Origin of the sequence: Metabacillus sp. FJAT-52054, from assembly GCF_037201815.1 — a bacterium.
Lineage (GTDB): Bacteria > Bacillota > Bacilli > Bacillales > Bacillaceae > Metabacillus_B > Metabacillus_B sediminis.
The window spans coordinates 119,198-133,879 of sequence record NZ_CP147407.1; the positions used below are offsets into that span (position 1 = coordinate 119,198).

Sequence of the window (14,682 nt, forward strand, 5' to 3'; positions counted from 1 at the left end):
AGCATGTTGGATAAGCAGAAATCTGCCAGATATTTAAAAGATATTTTGAGATTCATAGCTCCGGGAACACCAATCCGCGAGGGAATTGAGAATGTGCTCAGAGCCAAAACCGGCGGATTGATTGTGCTGGGATACAATGAAAAAGTAAAGGATCTTGTGGATGGCGGTTTTTATATTCATTCTCCATTTTCTCCTGCTCATTTGTACGAGCTCGCGAAAATGGACGGCTCTATCATCTTAAGTGACTCAGGACAAAAGATTCTTTTTGCCAATGCACAGCTCGTCCCTGATTCGTCGATTCCATCATCTGAGACTGGCATGAGGCACAGGACGGCAGAACGGGTAGCTAAGCAGTCTGGCTGTCTGGTAATTGCGATATCCCAGCGCAGAAATGTCATCACCCTTTATCATGGGGAGCATAAATACTCTCTTCGGGACATAGGAGTCATTTTAGTGAAAGCCAATCAGGCAATCCAAACTCTTGAGAAATATAAAACGGTTTTCGATCAATCGATTGCAAGCCTGAATGCACTGGAGTTTGAAGAGCTTGTGACCTATGGAGAAGTGCTGCATGTTCTCCACCGGATTGAGATGGTGCTGCGGATCAAAAACGAAATTATTACGTATGTGAATGAGCTTGGGACAGAGGGCCGTCTGATCCGCCTTCAGATGAGTGAGCTTGTTACGGATATTGAGGGCGAAACGATGCTGCTTATTAAGGACTACAGCTTGAACCGTCTTCAGGATCCCCGCTCCGTTCTTAAACAGCTTCAGGAACTGGCGAATTTTGATTTACTGGAAGACTCTGTGCTTTTCAAGCTGCTTGGCCATCCTCACTATACGAACACGGAGGAGCAGATTTTGCCGAGAGGCTATCGGATTCTCAGCAAGATTCAGCGGCTGCCGCCATCCATTATTGACAATCTTGTGACAAAATTTCTCAATCTGAAACTTATCTTTCACGCATCCGTAGAACAGTTGGATGAGGTGGAGGGCATAGGTGAAATAAGAGCGAGAAAAATAAAAGAAGGCCTGAAAAGGATGCAGCAGCAGTCTTTGATTGACCGATGAGGTTTCTAATGGCTTAAAAAAGGGTATAACTATTTTGTTTAACCAAATGAAATGTCAGTCTATTTTCATTCTTATTACAAATTTTGAAAATATGACGGCTGAACGTTTTAATTCTTGTATTCTGTTTATAATGGTTAAAAGGAGGTGAAGGTATGTTACAGCGAATCGTTCAAATCTTCTTTCTGATTACAGGAGGAGTATTGGGAATCTTTTTTATGCCCGCATTGCTAAAACTTATGAATCTACAGGACATACCTTTTTTAAATACACCGTATACACTAGCGATTTTAGGAGCCGTCATTTTCTTTCTGGCAACTTTCTGGCTTGTGGATTACGCTGTTAATTGGATTAAGAAGTGGGAAGAGTCCCTTGTAAAAGCTCCGGTAACAGATGTACTTTTCGGAAGTCTCGGATTGGTTTTTGGACTCATAATTGCTTTTCTTCTTGTTAATGTTATTCCGTTTAAAGATATTCCGTATCTGTTCAGCACGATCATTCCTGTTTTTCTTACCCTGCTGTTGGGCTACCTCGGATTTCAGGTAGGATTTAAGAAGAAGGATGAACTGATTGGCCTATTCTCATTGCCAGGACGCATTAATAAGAAAAAGGGTACGAATGAAGATGAAACAGAGTATGAGGATAAGAAGCTGAAAATCCTCGATACAAGCGTTATTATTGATGGCAGGATTGCAGATATCTGCCAGACTGGTTTCCTTGAAGGCACCATTGTCATCCCGCAGTTTGTTCTGGGAGAGCTTCAGCATATTGCTGATTCATCCGATGTGCTGAAAAGAAACAGAGGCCGCAGGGGTCTTGATATTTTAAACCGCATTCAAAAAGAATTGGCTATCAAAGTTGAGATTTACGAAGGCGATTTTGAAGAGATTCAGGAAGTGGACAGCAAGCTTGTAAAATTGGCTAAGCTGACTTCCGGTGTTGTCGTAACCAATGATTTTAACTTGAATAAAGTCTGTGAGCTTCAAAATGTAGCTGTATTTAACATTAATGATCTGGCTAATGCTGTGAAGCCGGTTGTTCTTCCGGGTGAAGAGATGAAGGTGCAGGTCATTAAAGACGGGAAAGAACACAACCAGGGTGTAGCTTATTTGGATGATGGAACAATGATTGTCGTAGAAGACGGCCGCAATTACATCGGCAAGCACATCGATGTGCTCGTAACGTCTGTATTGCAGACTTCTGCGGGACGAATGATTTTTGCTAAACCAAAGCTTCTTGAAAAAGCGCTTTAAGTAAGGAGAAACGAAATGAACTATGAAGTCGTTATCCCGGCTGCGGGACAAGGCAAGCGAATGAATGCGGGAAAGAATAAGCAATTTATCGAGCTTGAAGGCAAGCCGGTCATTGCGCATACACTAACCGTTTTTGAAGCAGACCCTTCCTGTACGGGAATCATCCTCGTGATCAACGAGGCAGAGCGGGACGAATTCATGGACATGATTGAGCGCTATTCCTTTTCCAAAATTAAAAAGATGGCAGGCGGCGGTGCCGAGCGTCAAGAGAGTGTATACAATGGGCTAAAGCATGCATCGGAACCGATTGTTTTCATTCATGACGGCGCCAGACCCTTCATCGAGTATCCGGTCCTGCAGGAACTTGCAGCAGCAGCTGAGCGGGAGGGTGCGGCGACACTTGCCGTACCTGTTAAAGATACGATTAAGCGGGTGGAAAAGGGAGAAGTGCTGGAAACAGTTGAACGATCAAGCTTGTGGGCGGTGCAAACCCCACAGGCTTTTCGTCTTTCTGAAATCCTTCATGCCCATAAAGATGCCGAACTGCATCATTATCAAGGAACAGATGATGCCAGTCTAATCGAAAGACTGCAGCAGAAAGTACATGTTATAACAGGGTCCTATGCAAACCTGAAACTGACTACACCGGAAGATCTGCTTATTGCAGAGGCGATCCTTAAACAAAGAAAAGGGGAAATAAATCATGATACGAATCGGACAGGGATTTGACGTTCACCAGCTTACAGAGGGCCGGCCATTAATTATCGGAGGAATCGAAATTCCCTATGAAAAAGGACTGCTTGGACATTCTGATGCAGATGTTCTGCTTCACACAGTTGCGGATGCTGTCCTCGGCGCAATTGGCGAAGGCGATATCGGCAGACATTTTCCGGATACAGATCCTGAATTTAAAGATGCGGACTCGGCGAAGCTGCTTCAGCATGTATGGAATCTTGTAAAAGAGAAAGGCTATAAACTCGGAAATGCGGACTGCACGATCATCGCTCAAAAACCAAAAATGGCTCCATACATCGCCCAGATGAGGGAAAGAATTGCTTTTCTTCTGGAAGCAGACCCTTCCCAAGTGAATGTGAAGGCAACAACTACAGAAAAACTCGGATTCACCGGACGCCAGGAAGGAATTGCGGCACAGGCTGCCGTCCTGCTTATCAAGGAATAATCCGCTTTGTGCGGCATTCCAAATAATGATAAGATAAGGGTATTCATTGCGATTTTAGACATTATTGTGAAACACAATAAGGGATCTGTGGAGGTAAATAAGAATGACAAGTGAAATCCGCGTGCGCTATGCACCAAGTCCGACCGGACATTTACATATCGGTAATGCAAGAACGGCTTTATTCAATTATCTTTTTGCAAGAAGCCAAAATGGAAAATTCATTATCCGTATTGAAGATACAGATAAAAAAAGAAACATTGAAGGCGGCGAGGAAAGCCAGCTGAAGCATCTGAAATGGCTCGGCATGGATTGGGATGAAAGCGTCGATGTAGGCGGGGAGTACGGCCCATACCGCCAGTCTGAACGAACTGAGATCTACAAGAAGTATTACGAAGAGCTTCTTGAAAAGAATCTCGCATACAAATGCTATTGTACAGAGGAAGAGCTTGAGCAGGAGCGTGAAGAGCAGACAGCACGCGGAGAAATGCCCCGTTACTCTGGAAAATGCGCAAACCTGACAGATGAAGATCGTGCGAAGCTTGAGTCCGAGGGACGTAAGCCTAGCATCCGTTTCCGGGTTCCAAAAGGACAGATCATTAAGTTCAACGATATCGTTAAGGAAGAGGTTTCCTTTGAATCCGATGGAATCGGCGATTTTGTTATCGTGAAAAAGGACGGAACCCCTACCTACAACTTCGCAGTTGCGGCTGATGATCACCTGATGGAAATTACCCACATCCTGCGCGGAGATGATCACATTTCCAATACACCTAAACAAATCATGATTTACGATGCGCTGGGCTGGGATGTGCCTGTGTTCGGCCATATGACGCTAATTGTAAATGAAAGCCGCAAAAAACTGAGCAAGCGGGATGAATCCATTATCCAGTTTATTGAGCAATACAAGGATCTTGGATATTTGCCGGAAGCGCTTTTCAACTTTATTGCTATGCTTGGCTGGTCTCCGGTAGGGGAAGAGGAGATCTTCTCCCGCGAACAATTCACTGAAATCTTTGATCCAAACCGTCTTTCTGTTTCACCGGCTGTATTTGACACTCAAAAGCTGACGTGGATGAACAATCAATACATGAAGCAGCTCGATCTTGAAACGATAACAGAGCTTGCACTTCCCCACCTTGTAAAAGCAGGAAAAGTGAGCGGGAATCCTTCTGCTGAAGAACTGGACTGGGCGAAAAAGCTGATTGCCCTTTACCAGGAGCAAATGAGCTTCGGAGCTGAAATTGTTGAGCTTTCCGATCTATTCTTTAAGGACGAGCTTGAATACAACCGTGAAGCTAGAAGCGTACTTGATGAAGAACAGGTGCCGGAAGTTATGGCCGCCTTCAAAGAAGAGCTTGAAAAGCTTGATTCCTTCACCGCGGATGAAATTAAGGCGTCCATTAAAGCTGTTCAAAAAGCAACAGGCCATAAAGGGAAAAAGCTCTTTATGCCAATCCGTGTTGCGGTTACTGGTCAAACTCACGGTCCTGAGCTTCCTCAATCGATTGAATTAATCGGTAAGGAAAAAGTTTTATCCCGTCTTGCAAGTTTAATGCGTTAACATTTTGAATAAAATATAATATAGTATAGATAATATTTTAAAACGTTGAAGAGGATAGTAGAGAACGGATTTCCTTTCCAGAGAAAACCTCCATGGCTGAGAGAGGTTGAAGTGAAGCTGTTCTTGAATTGCACCTCCTGAGTCTTTTGCCGAACCGTTTCAGTAAGCAAAAGCGTTCGCTCCGCGTTAAGGAGCCTAAAGTTGAGGGCTGGTCTAAAGAAATCGCCCTAAACAGAGTGGAACCGCGCATAAAGGCGTCTCTGTCCGTATACAGAGGCGTCTTTTTTTATGCCGAAAATGACCGGTTCTAGCGCCACCGTACACCATTGCTTCAAGATGCTTATAAGAAAAGAGGAAAACAGGAGGGGAGACATTGTTTAAGCTGCTGAAGGAAGATGTAGACGTTGTTTTTGACCAGGATCCGGCCGCACGAAGCTATCTGGAAGTCCTTCTGACATACTCAGGATTACACGCCGTATGGGCGCATCGGCTTGCCCATGCGTTTTATAAGCGGAAGCTGTATTTTGCGGCAAGGGCTATTTCACAGATCAGCCGTTTCTTCACCGGAATTGAGATTCATCCCGGAGCTAAAATCGGGCGGCGTTTTTTCATTGATCACGGCATGGGGGTCGTGATTGGAGAAACGTGTGAAATCGGCGACAATGTCACGGTCTTTCAAGGGGTAACCTTGGGCGGAACAGGGAAAGAAAAAGGGAAGCGCCACCCGACAATTATGGATAATGCGCTGATTGCAACAGGAGCAAAAGTTCTCGGTTCGATTACAATAGGGGAGAATTCCAAAATCGGAGCGGGATCTGTCGTCCTTCAGGATGTGCCTGATCACTCTACGGTCGTCGGAATACCGGGACGCGTCGTGATCCGCAACGGCAAAAAAATAAAACGGGATTTAAATCATACGGATCTGCCGGATCCCGTATCTGATAAATTTAGAACATTAGAAGCTGAAATACTAAAATTAAAAGCTGAACTTGAAATAGTAAAAGAAGGGAAGAACGAAAATGGGCATCAGGCTTTACAACACGCTGACTCGCAAAAAGGAAGATTTTAAACCGCTTGAGGAAGGCAAGGTAAAAATGTATGTGTGCGGTCCGACTGTATACAACTACATTCATATAGGGAACGCCCGTCCGGCTATCGTATATGACACGGTTCGAAAATACCTGGAGTTCCGCGGCTACGACGTCCAATTTGTTTCAAATTTCACAGATGTAGACGATAAACTGATTAAAGCAGCGAATGAACTTGGCGAGGATGTCCCAACGATTGCAGATCGCTTTATCGATGCCTATTTTGAAGATGTAACTGCCCTCGGCTGCAGTCATGCGGACGTACATCCGCGTGTTACCGAAAACATGGACATCATCATTGAGTTTGTAGAAGCACTGATTGAAAAGGGGTTCGCCTACGAGTCCGGAGGCGACGTTTATTACAAGACCCGTGCTTTTGAAGGGTATGGTAAGCTTTCTCATCAGTCGATTGACGAACTTCGTTCCGGAGCTAGGATTGAGGTTGGCGAGAAAAAACAGGATGCTCTTGATTTCGTCCTGTGGAAAGCGGCTAAAGAAGGTGAAATTTCTTGGGATAGTCCGTGGGGGAAAGGCCGTCCAGGCTGGCATATTGAGTGCTCGGCGATGGCACGCAAATATTTGGGTGACAGCATCGATATTCATGCAGGAGGTCAGGACCTTACCTTCCCGCATCATGAAAATGAAATCGCCCAATCCGAAGCTTTCACCGGAAAACCTTTCGCCAAATACTGGCTTCATAATGGATATATCAACATTGATAATGAAAAAATGTCGAAATCTCTCGGAAACTTTGTTCTGGTGCACGACATCATTAAAGAATACGATCCGCAGCTGCTGAGGTTCTTCATTCTTTCCGTACACTACCGTCATCCAATTAACTACTCGGCAGAATTGCTTGAGAATACGAAAAATGCGTTTGATCGCCTGAAAACGTCATACACCAATTTGAAGCACCGCAGAGAAAGCAGTGCAAACCTTACCGGGGATAATAGTGAATGGCTCCTTAAAATAAAGGACCTGCGCGAAACCTTTATCAAGGAGATGGACGATGACTTCAACACAGCGAATGGAATCTCTGTTCTATTCGATTTAGCGAAGCTGTCAAACTATTACTTGAAGGAAACGAATACAGCCGAGGAAGTCATTGATGCCCTGCTTATGGAATTCAATGCATTAGCTGAAGTCATCGGGATTTCATTTGGTGAACAGGGATTGCTTGACGAAGAGATTGATGCGCTGATTCAAAAGCGGATCCAGGCCCGTGCAGACCGTGATTTTGCTTTATCCGATCAGATCCGCGATCAGCTAAAAGAAATGAACATCATTTTAGAAGATACAGCGCAAGGAACCAGATGGAAAAGAGGATAACTGTATGCTTGAGCTAGAAAAGATAAAAAACGCGAGGCAGCTGAACAGCCTTGCCCTTGCTTATATGGGAGATGCCGTGTATGAAGTATACATACGGCATCACCTTCTTGCAAAAGGATTGGGACGGCCGAACGATTTGCACCGCTATGCAAAGGCTTTTGTATCAGCAAAAGCGCAGGCAGAGGCGCTGAAAATTTTGAGTGAAGCAGCCTTTTTTTCAGAGGAGGAGCTTGAAGTCCTCCGGAGGGGAAGGAACGCAAAATCGGGCACTGTTCCAAAAAATACAGATATGATCACGTATAAATACAGTACCTCCTTTGAGGCACTGATCGGATTCCTGTTTTTAGAGAAAAAAGAGGACAGGCTCCATGAAATTGCTGAAGAAGCGATAAAGTTACTGGAAGAAAGGAGGCACAACGGATGAATCATGAAGATTACATTATCGGCCGGAATCCAGTGCTTGAAGCACTGAGATCCGAGAGAGAAATCAACAAATTGTGGATGGCGGAGAATTCTGTTAAAGGATCAGCCCTCCAAATTACAGGTATTGCGAAAGAAAGAGGCATTATCATCCAAACTGTGCCTAAAAGAAAGCTTGATCAAATGGTAGAAGGGAACCACCAGGGATTTGTCGCGCAGGTTGCGGCCTATGAGTATGCTGACATAGATGATATGCTCAAAGCAGCTGAAGAAAAGGGAGAGGCTCCATTTGTTCTGATCCTGGACGAGCTTGAGGATCCTCATAACCTTGGATCGATCATGAGAACGGCAGATGCAGTTGGCGCTCACGGCATCATCATTCCGAAACGGAGGGCGGTCGGCCTGACTGCAACGGTAGCAAAGGCTTCAACTGGAGCCATTGAATATGTGCCTGTTGCAAGAGTAACGAATCTTGCCCGCGCCATCGAAGAATTAAAAGAAAAAGGAGTCTGGATTGCCGGAACGGATGCGAAAGGTTCAGATGATTACCGGACATTGGACGGGACCATGCCCATCGGACTTGTCATTGGCAGTGAAGGAAAAGGAGTGAGCCGCCTTGTGAAGGAAAAGTGTGATTTTCTGGTTAACCTTCCTATGGCCGGGCATGTTACTTCTCTAAATGCTTCTGTCGCAGCAAGCCTGCTGATGTATGAGGTATTCAGGAAGCGTCATCCGCTTGGGAGCTAACGGAAATGAACATTCTGCTCGTGGATGGATACAACATCATCGGTGCCTGGCCTGAGCTGAGAGTCCTGAAAAAAGACTATTTTGCACAGGCCAGAGATCTTCTCATTCAAAAAATGGCGGAATACCAAGCTTTCACCAAATACAGGGTCATCATCGTCTTTGATGCACACCTTGTTAAAGGAATTGAAAAGAAACACAGAAATTATCGGGTAGAAGTGATTTTTACGAAAGAAAATGAAACAGCGGATGAACGAATTGAAAAGCTTGCTTCTGAATTGAATGATATCCGGACACAGATTCATGTAGCCACTTCGGACTATACGGAACAATGGGCCATTTTTGGACAGGGGGCATTGCGCAAATCGGCAAGAGAGCTGCTGAATGAAATGGAAGCGATTGAAAAAAGCATCAAGAAAAAAGTGAAGCGTATGGAAAATGAACGGCCTCCATCGAAGATTTCTTTGTCGGAAGATGTCATAAAAACCTTTGAGAAATGGCGTCGCGGAGACCTGTAATCATATTGCGATTCCAAATTTTGTGCTGTATAATATGGCTATCTATGTGCGGTCGGGGGGATCGGCTTGAATACACAAATCAGCAAGGGGTATCTCAGCAAGGAAGAATTTCAGTTTCTGGACGATGAGCAGATTGTAGAGTTAGTTCATAATGGAGATAGTGATGCACTGGATTATTTGATTACAAAGTACCGAAATTTTGTCAGGGCCAAAGCAAGATCTTACTTTCTTATCGGAGCTGACAGGGAAGATATCGTTCAAGAAGGCATGATTGGGCTTTATAAAGCGATTCGGGACTTTAAGGAGGACAAGCTTACCTCATTCAAAGCTTTTGCAGAACTATGCATAACCCGCCAAATCATTACCGCTATCAAAACAGCAACCCGCCAAAAACACATTCCGCTTAACTCCTATGTTTCTCTGGACAAGCCTATTTATGATGACGAATCGGACCGGACATTGATGGATGTCATATCCGGAGCCAAAATTATGGATCCTGAAGAGCTGTTTATCAATCAGGAAGAGTTTGACGATATTGAAGTAAAGATGGCTGAGCTATTGAGTGATCTTGAAAGAAAAGTGCTGTCCCTTTATCTGGACGGAAGGTCCTATCAGGAGATTTCTGAAGAACTGAACCGCCACGTTAAGTCAATTGACAATGCCCTTCAGCGGGTGAAAAGAAAGCTTGAAAGATATTTAGAGCTGCGCGAACTGAGCATGTGACAAATTCGATCCTTTATTGACAGGAAAAACCACGCTATGATACATTTTGTAGGAATATGAAACATGGCGGAAGGTGTTCAGCATGCGAAAAAAAGTAGTTTTAGGCTGTACAGAATGCGGCAGCCGCAACTATACAACGATGAAAAGCACTTCTAACACAACAGAGCGCTTGGAAATGAAGAAATTCTGCGGTACGTGCAATGCGCATACAAACCACCGCGAAACGAAATAGGACTTATATCACTCTTGCCAGTTTTTATTTTCCAGCGCTGATAGGCGAAGTTACAATCGAAGGTCCGACCGGAGCCTGCCATCCTCTTTCAAATTAGAAAGAAAGCCGGAAAGGCCATTTGAGCATTTTCTTTATTTTTGGAGGTAACGAAATGGGACGTATTACTAATTTCTTCGGGGATGTCGGTCGTGAAATGAAAAAAGTAAGCTGGCCAAAAGGCAAAGAGCTTACTAGATATACGATCGTTGTTATCGCAACCGTTGTCTTCGCAGCTGTGTTTTTCGCAGTCGTTGACTTGGGCATTTCTGAGCTAGTTCGATTAATTGTTGGCTGATTGTTGAATAAAACTGGATTTTCCGTGTTATAATAAATGATAATCCACAGCTTTGTTCGAAAAAAGACCCGTTCAGCGGGTTTTTTAATTTGCAAAAAAGTTGCGCTGCCTGCTTACATACGGGACAAGCGCAGCAGATTCATTATATAAAACTGATTAATGCGGGGAGGGAAGGACAAAGGTCCTGACTGTATGGAGAAAAATTGGTATGTTGTTCACACGTATTCCGGATACGAGAATAAAGTAAAAGCGAATCTTGAAAAGCGTGTTGAATCAATGGCAATGCAAGACAAGATTTTCAGAGTCGTAGTTCCTGAAGAGGAAGAAACAGATATTAAGAATGGTAAAAAGAAAGTTGTAAAGAAAAAGGTGTTTCCTGGCTATGTATTGGTTGAAATCGTTATGACAGACGATTCATGGTATGTTGTACGGAATACACCGGGTGTAACAGGATTCGTTGGCTCTGCCGGTTCCGGTTCTAAGCCGACGGCACTTCTTCCTGAAGAAGTAGAAGTGATTCTTAAGCGCATGGGTATGGATGAGCGCCGTGTTGAAATCGACTTTGAGCTGAAAGAAACGGTTAAAGTAATTGAGGGGCCATTTGCAAACTTTACCGGTGTTATTGAAGACATCGATCATGACAAGCAAAAAGTTAAAGTTCTAGTGAACATGTTCGGCCGTGAAACACCTGTTGAACTTGAATTCTCTCAAGTGGATAAATTATAATCAGAAAATAACTTGAAATAGATTGGGAAAAGTGATAATATTTCATAAGTCAGTGTGTCTCACTCAAAGTGGGACAGATAACTTGATTTTATTCCTAATCATTCACATAAAGAATGAGGTTATGAGTGGGAGGGCAAGGCCCTATTACCACATCACGGACTTAAGGAGGTGTGTCTCGTGGCTAAAAAAGTAATTAAAATGGTTAAATTGCAAATCCCTGCCGGCAAAGCGAATCCGGCTCCTCCAGTAGGTCCCGCATTGGGTCAAGCTGGTGTGAATATCATGGGATTCTGTAAGGAATTTAACGCACGCACAGCTGAACAAGCTGGGTTGATTATCCCAGTTGAAATCACTGTTTTTGAAGATCGTTCCTTCACATTTATTACAAAAACTCCGCCTGCTGCTGTATTGCTTAAGAAAGCAGCTGGAATTGAGTCTGGTTCTGGTGAACCAAACCGTAATAAAGTGGCTACTGTTAAGCGTGACAAAGTACGTGAAATCGCTGAAACAAAAATGCCTGACTTAAACGCAGCAAGCGTTGAAGCGGCTATGTTGATGGTTGAAGGTACTGCGCGCAGCATGGGAATTGTGATCGAAGACTAATTGATGATGCTTAAGGGTTGCGGGTTTGGATTAACAAGTTCGCAGCCTTTATTCTCGTTTACAGATTTGTGACCTGGATGGATCAGGCATTGTTTTTGCCCCATCCGAACGCACTGGCCGGGTTTCCTGGACAGCTGCGCTTTTACCTGTGGGAGGTTATTTCCGCTAAAACCACATAAGGAGGACATTTAAAATGGCTAAAAAAGGCAAGAAATATGTAGAAGCTGCAAAGCTTGTAGACCGTTCTAAAGCTTACCCTGTTACAGAGGCTGTTGAACTGGCTAAGAAAACAAACACTGCAAAGTTTGACGCAACAGTAGAGGTTGCTTTCCGTCTTGGAGTAGACCCTCGTAAAAATGACCAGCAAATCCGCGGAGCAGTTGTGCTTCCAAACGGAACTGGTAAAACTCAAAAAGTTTTGGTTTTCGCTAAAGGCGAAAAAGCGAAAGAAGCAGAAGCTGCAGGAGCAGATTATGTTGGAGATTCCGAATTCATCACGAAAATTCAGCAAGGCTGGTTTGAGTTTGATGTAATCGTTGCTACTCCTGACATGATGGGTGAAGTTGGTAAGCTTGGACGCGTATTGGGACCAAAAGGCCTAATGCCGAACCCGAAAACTGGAACTGTAACTTTTGAAGTTGAAAGAGCTGTTAATGAAATCAAAGCTGGTAAAGTTGAATACCGTGTTGATAAAGCCGGTATCATCCACGTACCTATCGGTAAAGTTTCATTCGAAGACAACAAGCTTGTTGAAAACTTCAAAACAATCTTTGACACATTGCTTAAAGCAAAACCAGCGGCTGCAAAAGGCACTTACATGAAGAGTGTTGCAGTAACGTCCACTATGGGCCCTGGAGTCAAAGTTGATTCTGCTAGCTTCTCTGTAAAATAATTATTGACTTCTTATGGAAGTTCGTATATAATTCACTTTGTTATTAAAACGACAACTCAATAAGAGAATTATACCGCAGACAGCAGGTGCCGCTAATGGCTTAATTCCCTGCCGAGGTGTGACCATATTGTACAGATCAGCATTGTTCATGTATAAACGGCGCCTCCATGTCTAGCATGGAGGCTTTTTCATGCGAACACAAACGGTATAATGTCAATCATTCTACAGGAGGTGTAACAATGAGCAGCATTATCGAAACAAAGAAACAAATCGTTGATGAAATCACAACTAAATTCCGCGACAGCAAATCTACTATCGTAGTTGACTACCGCGGACTGACAGTAGGTCAAGTGACTGAACTTCGTAAAACTCTTCGTGAAGCTGGCGTAGAATTCAAAGTTTACAAAAACACGATGACTCGCCGTGCGGTTGAACAAGCTGAGCTTACGGAACTTAACGACGCTCTAACTGGACCGAATGCGATCGCATTCAGCACAGAAGACGTAGTAGCTCCTGCAAAAGTCTTGAACGACTTCGCGAAAAAGAACGAAGCTTTGGAAATCAAAGCTGGTGTTGTTGAAGGTAACGTTGTATCTGCTGAGGAAATTAAAGCTCTTGCTGAACTTCCTTCACGCGAAGGCTTGCTTTCTATGTTGCTTAGCGTTCTTCAAGCTCCAATCCGCAACCTGGCTCTTGTCAGCAAAGCAGTTGCTGAGCAAAAAGAAGAACAAGGCGCTTAAGCCCGTATTACTATAAAAAAAACTGATTGAAAAATAAGGAGGAAAATATAATGTCTAAAGAACAAATCATTGAAGCTGTCAAAAGCATGACAGTTCTAGAACTAAACGATCTTGTTAAAGCTATCGAAGAAGAATTTGGTGTTACTGCTGCTGCTCCTGTTGCTATGATGGGTGGAGCTGGAGCTGGCGAAGCTGCTGCTGAGCAAACTGAATTCGATCTTATTCTTGCATCTGCTGGAGCTTCAAAAATCAAAGTTATCAAAGTGGTTCGTGAAATCACAGGTCTTGGACTTAAAGAAGCGAAAGAAATGGTTGACAACGCACCGAAACCAGTTAAAGAAGGCATTGCTAAAGAAGAAGCTGAAGAGCTTAAAGCTAAACTTGAAGAAGTTGGCGCTGGCGTAGAAATTAAGTAATTCCTTTCTATATAAGATAAAGCCCGCTGCTAATAGCGGGCTTTTTTCTTCCTAAGAAGGCAACATCCTTATTAGAGCGCGGGCTAATATATGGCAAGCAGCTTCCCCTAAATGATAGAATAAACTCCCAGCTCCTAAAAGGAGGTAACATGATGAGTGATCATTACTACTCTGAGAATCCTACTGTTCAAAGCAATAAGAAAAGCTGGACCTATGATCTGGCTGGCCATTCCTTTACCTTTCGAAGTGATTCAGGTGTATTTTCAAAAAATGAAGTTGATTTCGGATCAAAAGTGCTGATCGAGGCTTTTGAAATGCCGGAAGCAGACGGAAAGATTCTGGATATGGGCTGCGGCTATGGCCCGATAGGCCTCGCGCTTGCGAAAAAATGGCCAAGCCGTGATGTAGACATGGCTGATATTAATTCCAGAGCCGTTGAACTTGCAAAAGAAAATGCGGAACTAAATCAAATTTCAAATGCCGAAATTTTTCAAAGCAACTTGTTCGAGCATGTAAAAGGAAAAGAATATGCAGCGATCCTGACAAACCCGCCTATCAGAGCCGGGAAGAGTGTGGTTCATGAAATTCTTGAAAAAAGCTATGAATATCTTCGCGCCGGCGGAGAACTCTGGGTTGTGATTCAGAAAAAACAGGGAGCTCCATCTGCAGCTGCAAAAATGGAAGAGCATTTTGATGAAGTAGACGTCGTGCAGAAGAAAAAAGGCTACTATATTATAAGGGCTAAAAAAGATTGACTCGTATTTTTTGGCATGTTAATATTATAAAATGCCAATGTTTAAATTTCTGCAAATGTCTAAAATACATAACGAATGTATAAATTTAGCATATGTGGGA

At 43.6% G+C, this 14,682-nt stretch carries 19 protein-coding genes and 2 other annotated features; all 19 genes read left to right on the forward strand.

Going from position 1 to position 14,682, the window contains the following annotated elements; translation table 11 throughout:
* Window positions 1–3 precede the first annotated feature (3 nt).
* The 19 genes from disA to WCV65_RS00710 all read left to right on the forward strand — a co-directional run bounded on the left by disA (window position 4) and on the right by WCV65_RS00710 (window position 14,582).
* Window positions 4–1,071, forward strand: a complete 1,068-nt coding sequence (gene disA, locus WCV65_RS00620) for a DNA integrity scanning diadenylate cyclase DisA (RefSeq protein WP_035406713.1) — start codon at window positions 4–6, stop codon at window positions 1,069–1,071.
* A gap of 152 nt (window positions 1,072–1,223) precedes the next feature.
* Window positions 1,224–2,321, forward strand: coding sequence for a PIN/TRAM domain-containing protein (locus WCV65_RS00625; protein WP_035406715.1), 1,098 nt, complete (start codon window positions 1,224–1,226; stop codon window positions 2,319–2,321).
* Between the two features lie 15 nt (window positions 2,322–2,336).
* The gene (ispD, locus tag WCV65_RS00630) at window positions 2,337–3,050 is read left to right on the forward strand and encodes a 2-C-methyl-D-erythritol 4-phosphate cytidylyltransferase (protein WP_338779319.1); all 714 of its coding nucleotides are present in this window, start codon (window positions 2,337–2,339) and stop codon (window positions 3,048–3,050) included.
* The gene (ispF, locus tag WCV65_RS00635) at window positions 3,025–3,501 is read left to right on the forward strand and encodes a 2-C-methyl-D-erythritol 2,4-cyclodiphosphate synthase (protein ID WP_035406718.1); all 477 of its coding nucleotides are present in this window, start codon (window positions 3,025–3,027) and stop codon (window positions 3,499–3,501) included. The genes ispD and ispF overlap by 26 nt, the downstream gene beginning before the upstream one ends.
* A 103-nt stretch (window positions 3,502–3,604) precedes the next feature.
* On the forward strand, window positions 3,605–5,062 hold the full coding sequence (gltX, locus tag WCV65_RS00640) for a glutamate--tRNA ligase (protein WP_338779323.1): 1,458 nt from the start codon (window positions 3,605–3,607) through the stop codon (window positions 5,060–5,062).
* Window positions 5,063–5,098: 36 nt separating this feature from the next.
* Window positions 5,099–5,327, forward strand: a binding site (T-box leader).
* A 108-nt stretch (window positions 5,328–5,435) separates the two neighbouring features.
* On the forward strand, window positions 5,436–6,131 hold the full coding sequence (gene cysE / locus WCV65_RS00645) for a serine O-acetyltransferase (protein WP_035406724.1): 696 nt from the start codon (window positions 5,436–5,438) through the stop codon (window positions 6,129–6,131).
* Window positions 6,082–7,479: a cysteine--tRNA ligase gene (gene cysS / locus WCV65_RS00650; RefSeq protein WP_338779325.1), complete on the forward strand. Its 1,398-nt coding sequence runs from the start codon at window positions 6,082–6,084 to the stop codon at window positions 7,477–7,479. Before cysE ends, cysS begins: the two co-directional genes overlap by 50 nt.
* A 4-nt stretch (window positions 7,480–7,483) precedes the next feature.
* On the forward strand, window positions 7,484–7,903 hold the full coding sequence (locus WCV65_RS00655; protein WP_035406730.1) for a Mini-ribonuclease 3: 420 nt from the start codon (window positions 7,484–7,486) through the stop codon (window positions 7,901–7,903).
* Entirely contained in the window at window positions 7,900–8,646 is a 747-nt protein-coding gene (rlmB, locus tag WCV65_RS00660; protein WP_338779328.1) for a 23S rRNA (guanosine(2251)-2'-O)-methyltransferase RlmB, read from the forward strand. Before WCV65_RS00655 ends, rlmB begins: the two co-directional genes overlap by 4 nt.
* A 5-nt stretch (window positions 8,647–8,651) precedes the next feature.
* Window positions 8,652–9,161, forward strand: a complete 510-nt coding sequence (locus tag WCV65_RS00665; protein WP_035406736.1) for an NYN domain-containing protein — start codon at window positions 8,652–8,654, stop codon at window positions 9,159–9,161.
* A gap of 66 nt (window positions 9,162–9,227) precedes the next feature.
* The gene (gene sigH / locus WCV65_RS00670; protein ID WP_035406739.1) at window positions 9,228–9,884 is read left to right on the forward strand and encodes an RNA polymerase sporulation sigma factor SigH; all 657 of its coding nucleotides are present in this window, start codon (window positions 9,228–9,230) and stop codon (window positions 9,882–9,884) included.
* 82 nt (window positions 9,885–9,966) lie between these two features.
* Complete coding sequence (gene rpmG, locus WCV65_RS00675; protein ID WP_035406742.1) at window positions 9,967–10,116, forward strand: 50S ribosomal protein L33; 150 nt, start codon at window positions 9,967–9,969, stop codon at window positions 10,114–10,116.
* Window positions 10,117–10,267: 151 nt separating this feature from the next.
* A complete protein-coding gene (gene secE, locus WCV65_RS00680; protein ID WP_035406745.1) occupies window positions 10,268–10,450 on the forward strand; it encodes a preprotein translocase subunit SecE in 183 nt (60 codons plus the stop codon).
* Window positions 10,451–10,642: 192 nt separating this feature from the next.
* Window positions 10,643–11,176: a transcription termination/antitermination protein NusG gene (gene nusG, locus WCV65_RS00685; RefSeq protein ID WP_035406748.1), complete on the forward strand. Its 534-nt coding sequence runs from the start codon at window positions 10,643–10,645 to the stop codon at window positions 11,174–11,176.
* A gap of 177 nt (window positions 11,177–11,353) precedes the next feature.
* On the forward strand, window positions 11,354–11,779 hold the full coding sequence (gene rplK / locus WCV65_RS00690) for a 50S ribosomal protein L11 (RefSeq protein WP_035406751.1): 426 nt from the start codon (window positions 11,354–11,356) through the stop codon (window positions 11,777–11,779).
* A gap of 193 nt (window positions 11,780–11,972) precedes the next feature.
* The gene (rplA, locus tag WCV65_RS00695; RefSeq protein WP_035406754.1) at window positions 11,973–12,671 is read left to right on the forward strand and encodes a 50S ribosomal protein L1; all 699 of its coding nucleotides are present in this window, start codon (window positions 11,973–11,975) and stop codon (window positions 12,669–12,671) included.
* A gap of 55 nt (window positions 12,672–12,726) precedes the next feature.
* Window positions 12,727–12,870, forward strand: a sequence feature (ribosomal protein L10 leader region).
* Window positions 12,871–12,910: 40 nt separating this feature from the next.
* Entirely contained in the window at window positions 12,911–13,411 is a 501-nt protein-coding gene (gene rplJ / locus WCV65_RS00700; RefSeq protein WP_035406758.1) for a 50S ribosomal protein L10, read from the forward strand.
* Between the two features lie 50 nt (window positions 13,412–13,461).
* Window positions 13,462–13,827, forward strand: coding sequence for a 50S ribosomal protein L7/L12 (gene rplL / locus WCV65_RS00705; protein WP_035406761.1), 366 nt, complete (start codon window positions 13,462–13,464; stop codon window positions 13,825–13,827).
* A 152-nt stretch (window positions 13,828–13,979) separates the two neighbouring features.
* A complete protein-coding gene (locus WCV65_RS00710) occupies window positions 13,980–14,582 on the forward strand; it encodes a class I SAM-dependent methyltransferase (protein ID WP_338779337.1) in 603 nt (200 codons plus the stop codon).
* Window positions 14,583–14,682: the final 100 nt, after the last annotated feature.

Excerpts from the sequence above, each read along its gene's own strand:
- rplJ (WP_035406758.1), top strand. The coding sequence starts at position 12,911 with ATGAGCAGCATTATCGAAACAAAGAAACAAATCGTTGATGAAATCACA.
- disA (WP_035406713.1), top strand. The coding sequence starts at position 4 with ATGTTGGATAAGCAGAAATCTGCCAGATATTTAAAAGATATTTTGAGA.
- ispD (WP_338779319.1), top strand. The coding sequence starts at position 2,337 with ATGAACTATGAAGTCGTTATCCCGGCTGCGGGACAAGGCAAGCGAATG.
- cysS (WP_338779325.1), top strand. The coding sequence starts at position 6,082 with ATGGGCATCAGGCTTTACAACACGCTGACTCGCAAAAAGGAAGATTTT.
- rpmG (WP_035406742.1), top strand. The coding sequence starts at position 9,967 with ATGCGAAAAAAAGTAGTTTTAGGCTGTACAGAATGCGGCAGCCGCAAC.
- gltX (WP_338779323.1), top strand. The coding sequence starts at position 3,605 with ATGACAAGTGAAATCCGCGTGCGCTATGCACCAAGTCCGACCGGACAT.
- rlmB (WP_338779328.1), top strand. The coding sequence starts at position 7,900 with ATGAATCATGAAGATTACATTATCGGCCGGAATCCAGTGCTTGAAGCA.
- WCV65_RS00625 (WP_035406715.1), top strand. The coding sequence starts at position 1,224 with ATGTTACAGCGAATCGTTCAAATCTTCTTTCTGATTACAGGAGGAGTA.
- secE (WP_035406745.1), top strand. The coding sequence starts at position 10,268 with ATGGGACGTATTACTAATTTCTTCGGGGATGTCGGTCGTGAAATGAAA.
- nusG (WP_035406748.1), top strand. The coding sequence starts at position 10,643 with ATGGAGAAAAATTGGTATGTTGTTCACACGTATTCCGGATACGAGAAT.
- rplL (WP_035406761.1), top strand. The coding sequence starts at position 13,462 with ATGTCTAAAGAACAAATCATTGAAGCTGTCAAAAGCATGACAGTTCTA.
- rplA (WP_035406754.1), top strand. The coding sequence starts at position 11,973 with ATGGCTAAAAAAGGCAAGAAATATGTAGAAGCTGCAAAGCTTGTAGAC.
- WCV65_RS00710 (WP_338779337.1), top strand. The coding sequence starts at position 13,980 with ATGAGTGATCATTACTACTCTGAGAATCCTACTGTTCAAAGCAATAAG.
- WCV65_RS00655 (WP_035406730.1), top strand. The coding sequence starts at position 7,484 with ATGCTTGAGCTAGAAAAGATAAAAAACGCGAGGCAGCTGAACAGCCTT.
- ispF (WP_035406718.1), top strand. The coding sequence starts at position 3,025 with ATGATACGAATCGGACAGGGATTTGACGTTCACCAGCTTACAGAGGGC.
- WCV65_RS00665 (WP_035406736.1), top strand. The coding sequence starts at position 8,652 with ATGAACATTCTGCTCGTGGATGGATACAACATCATCGGTGCCTGGCCT.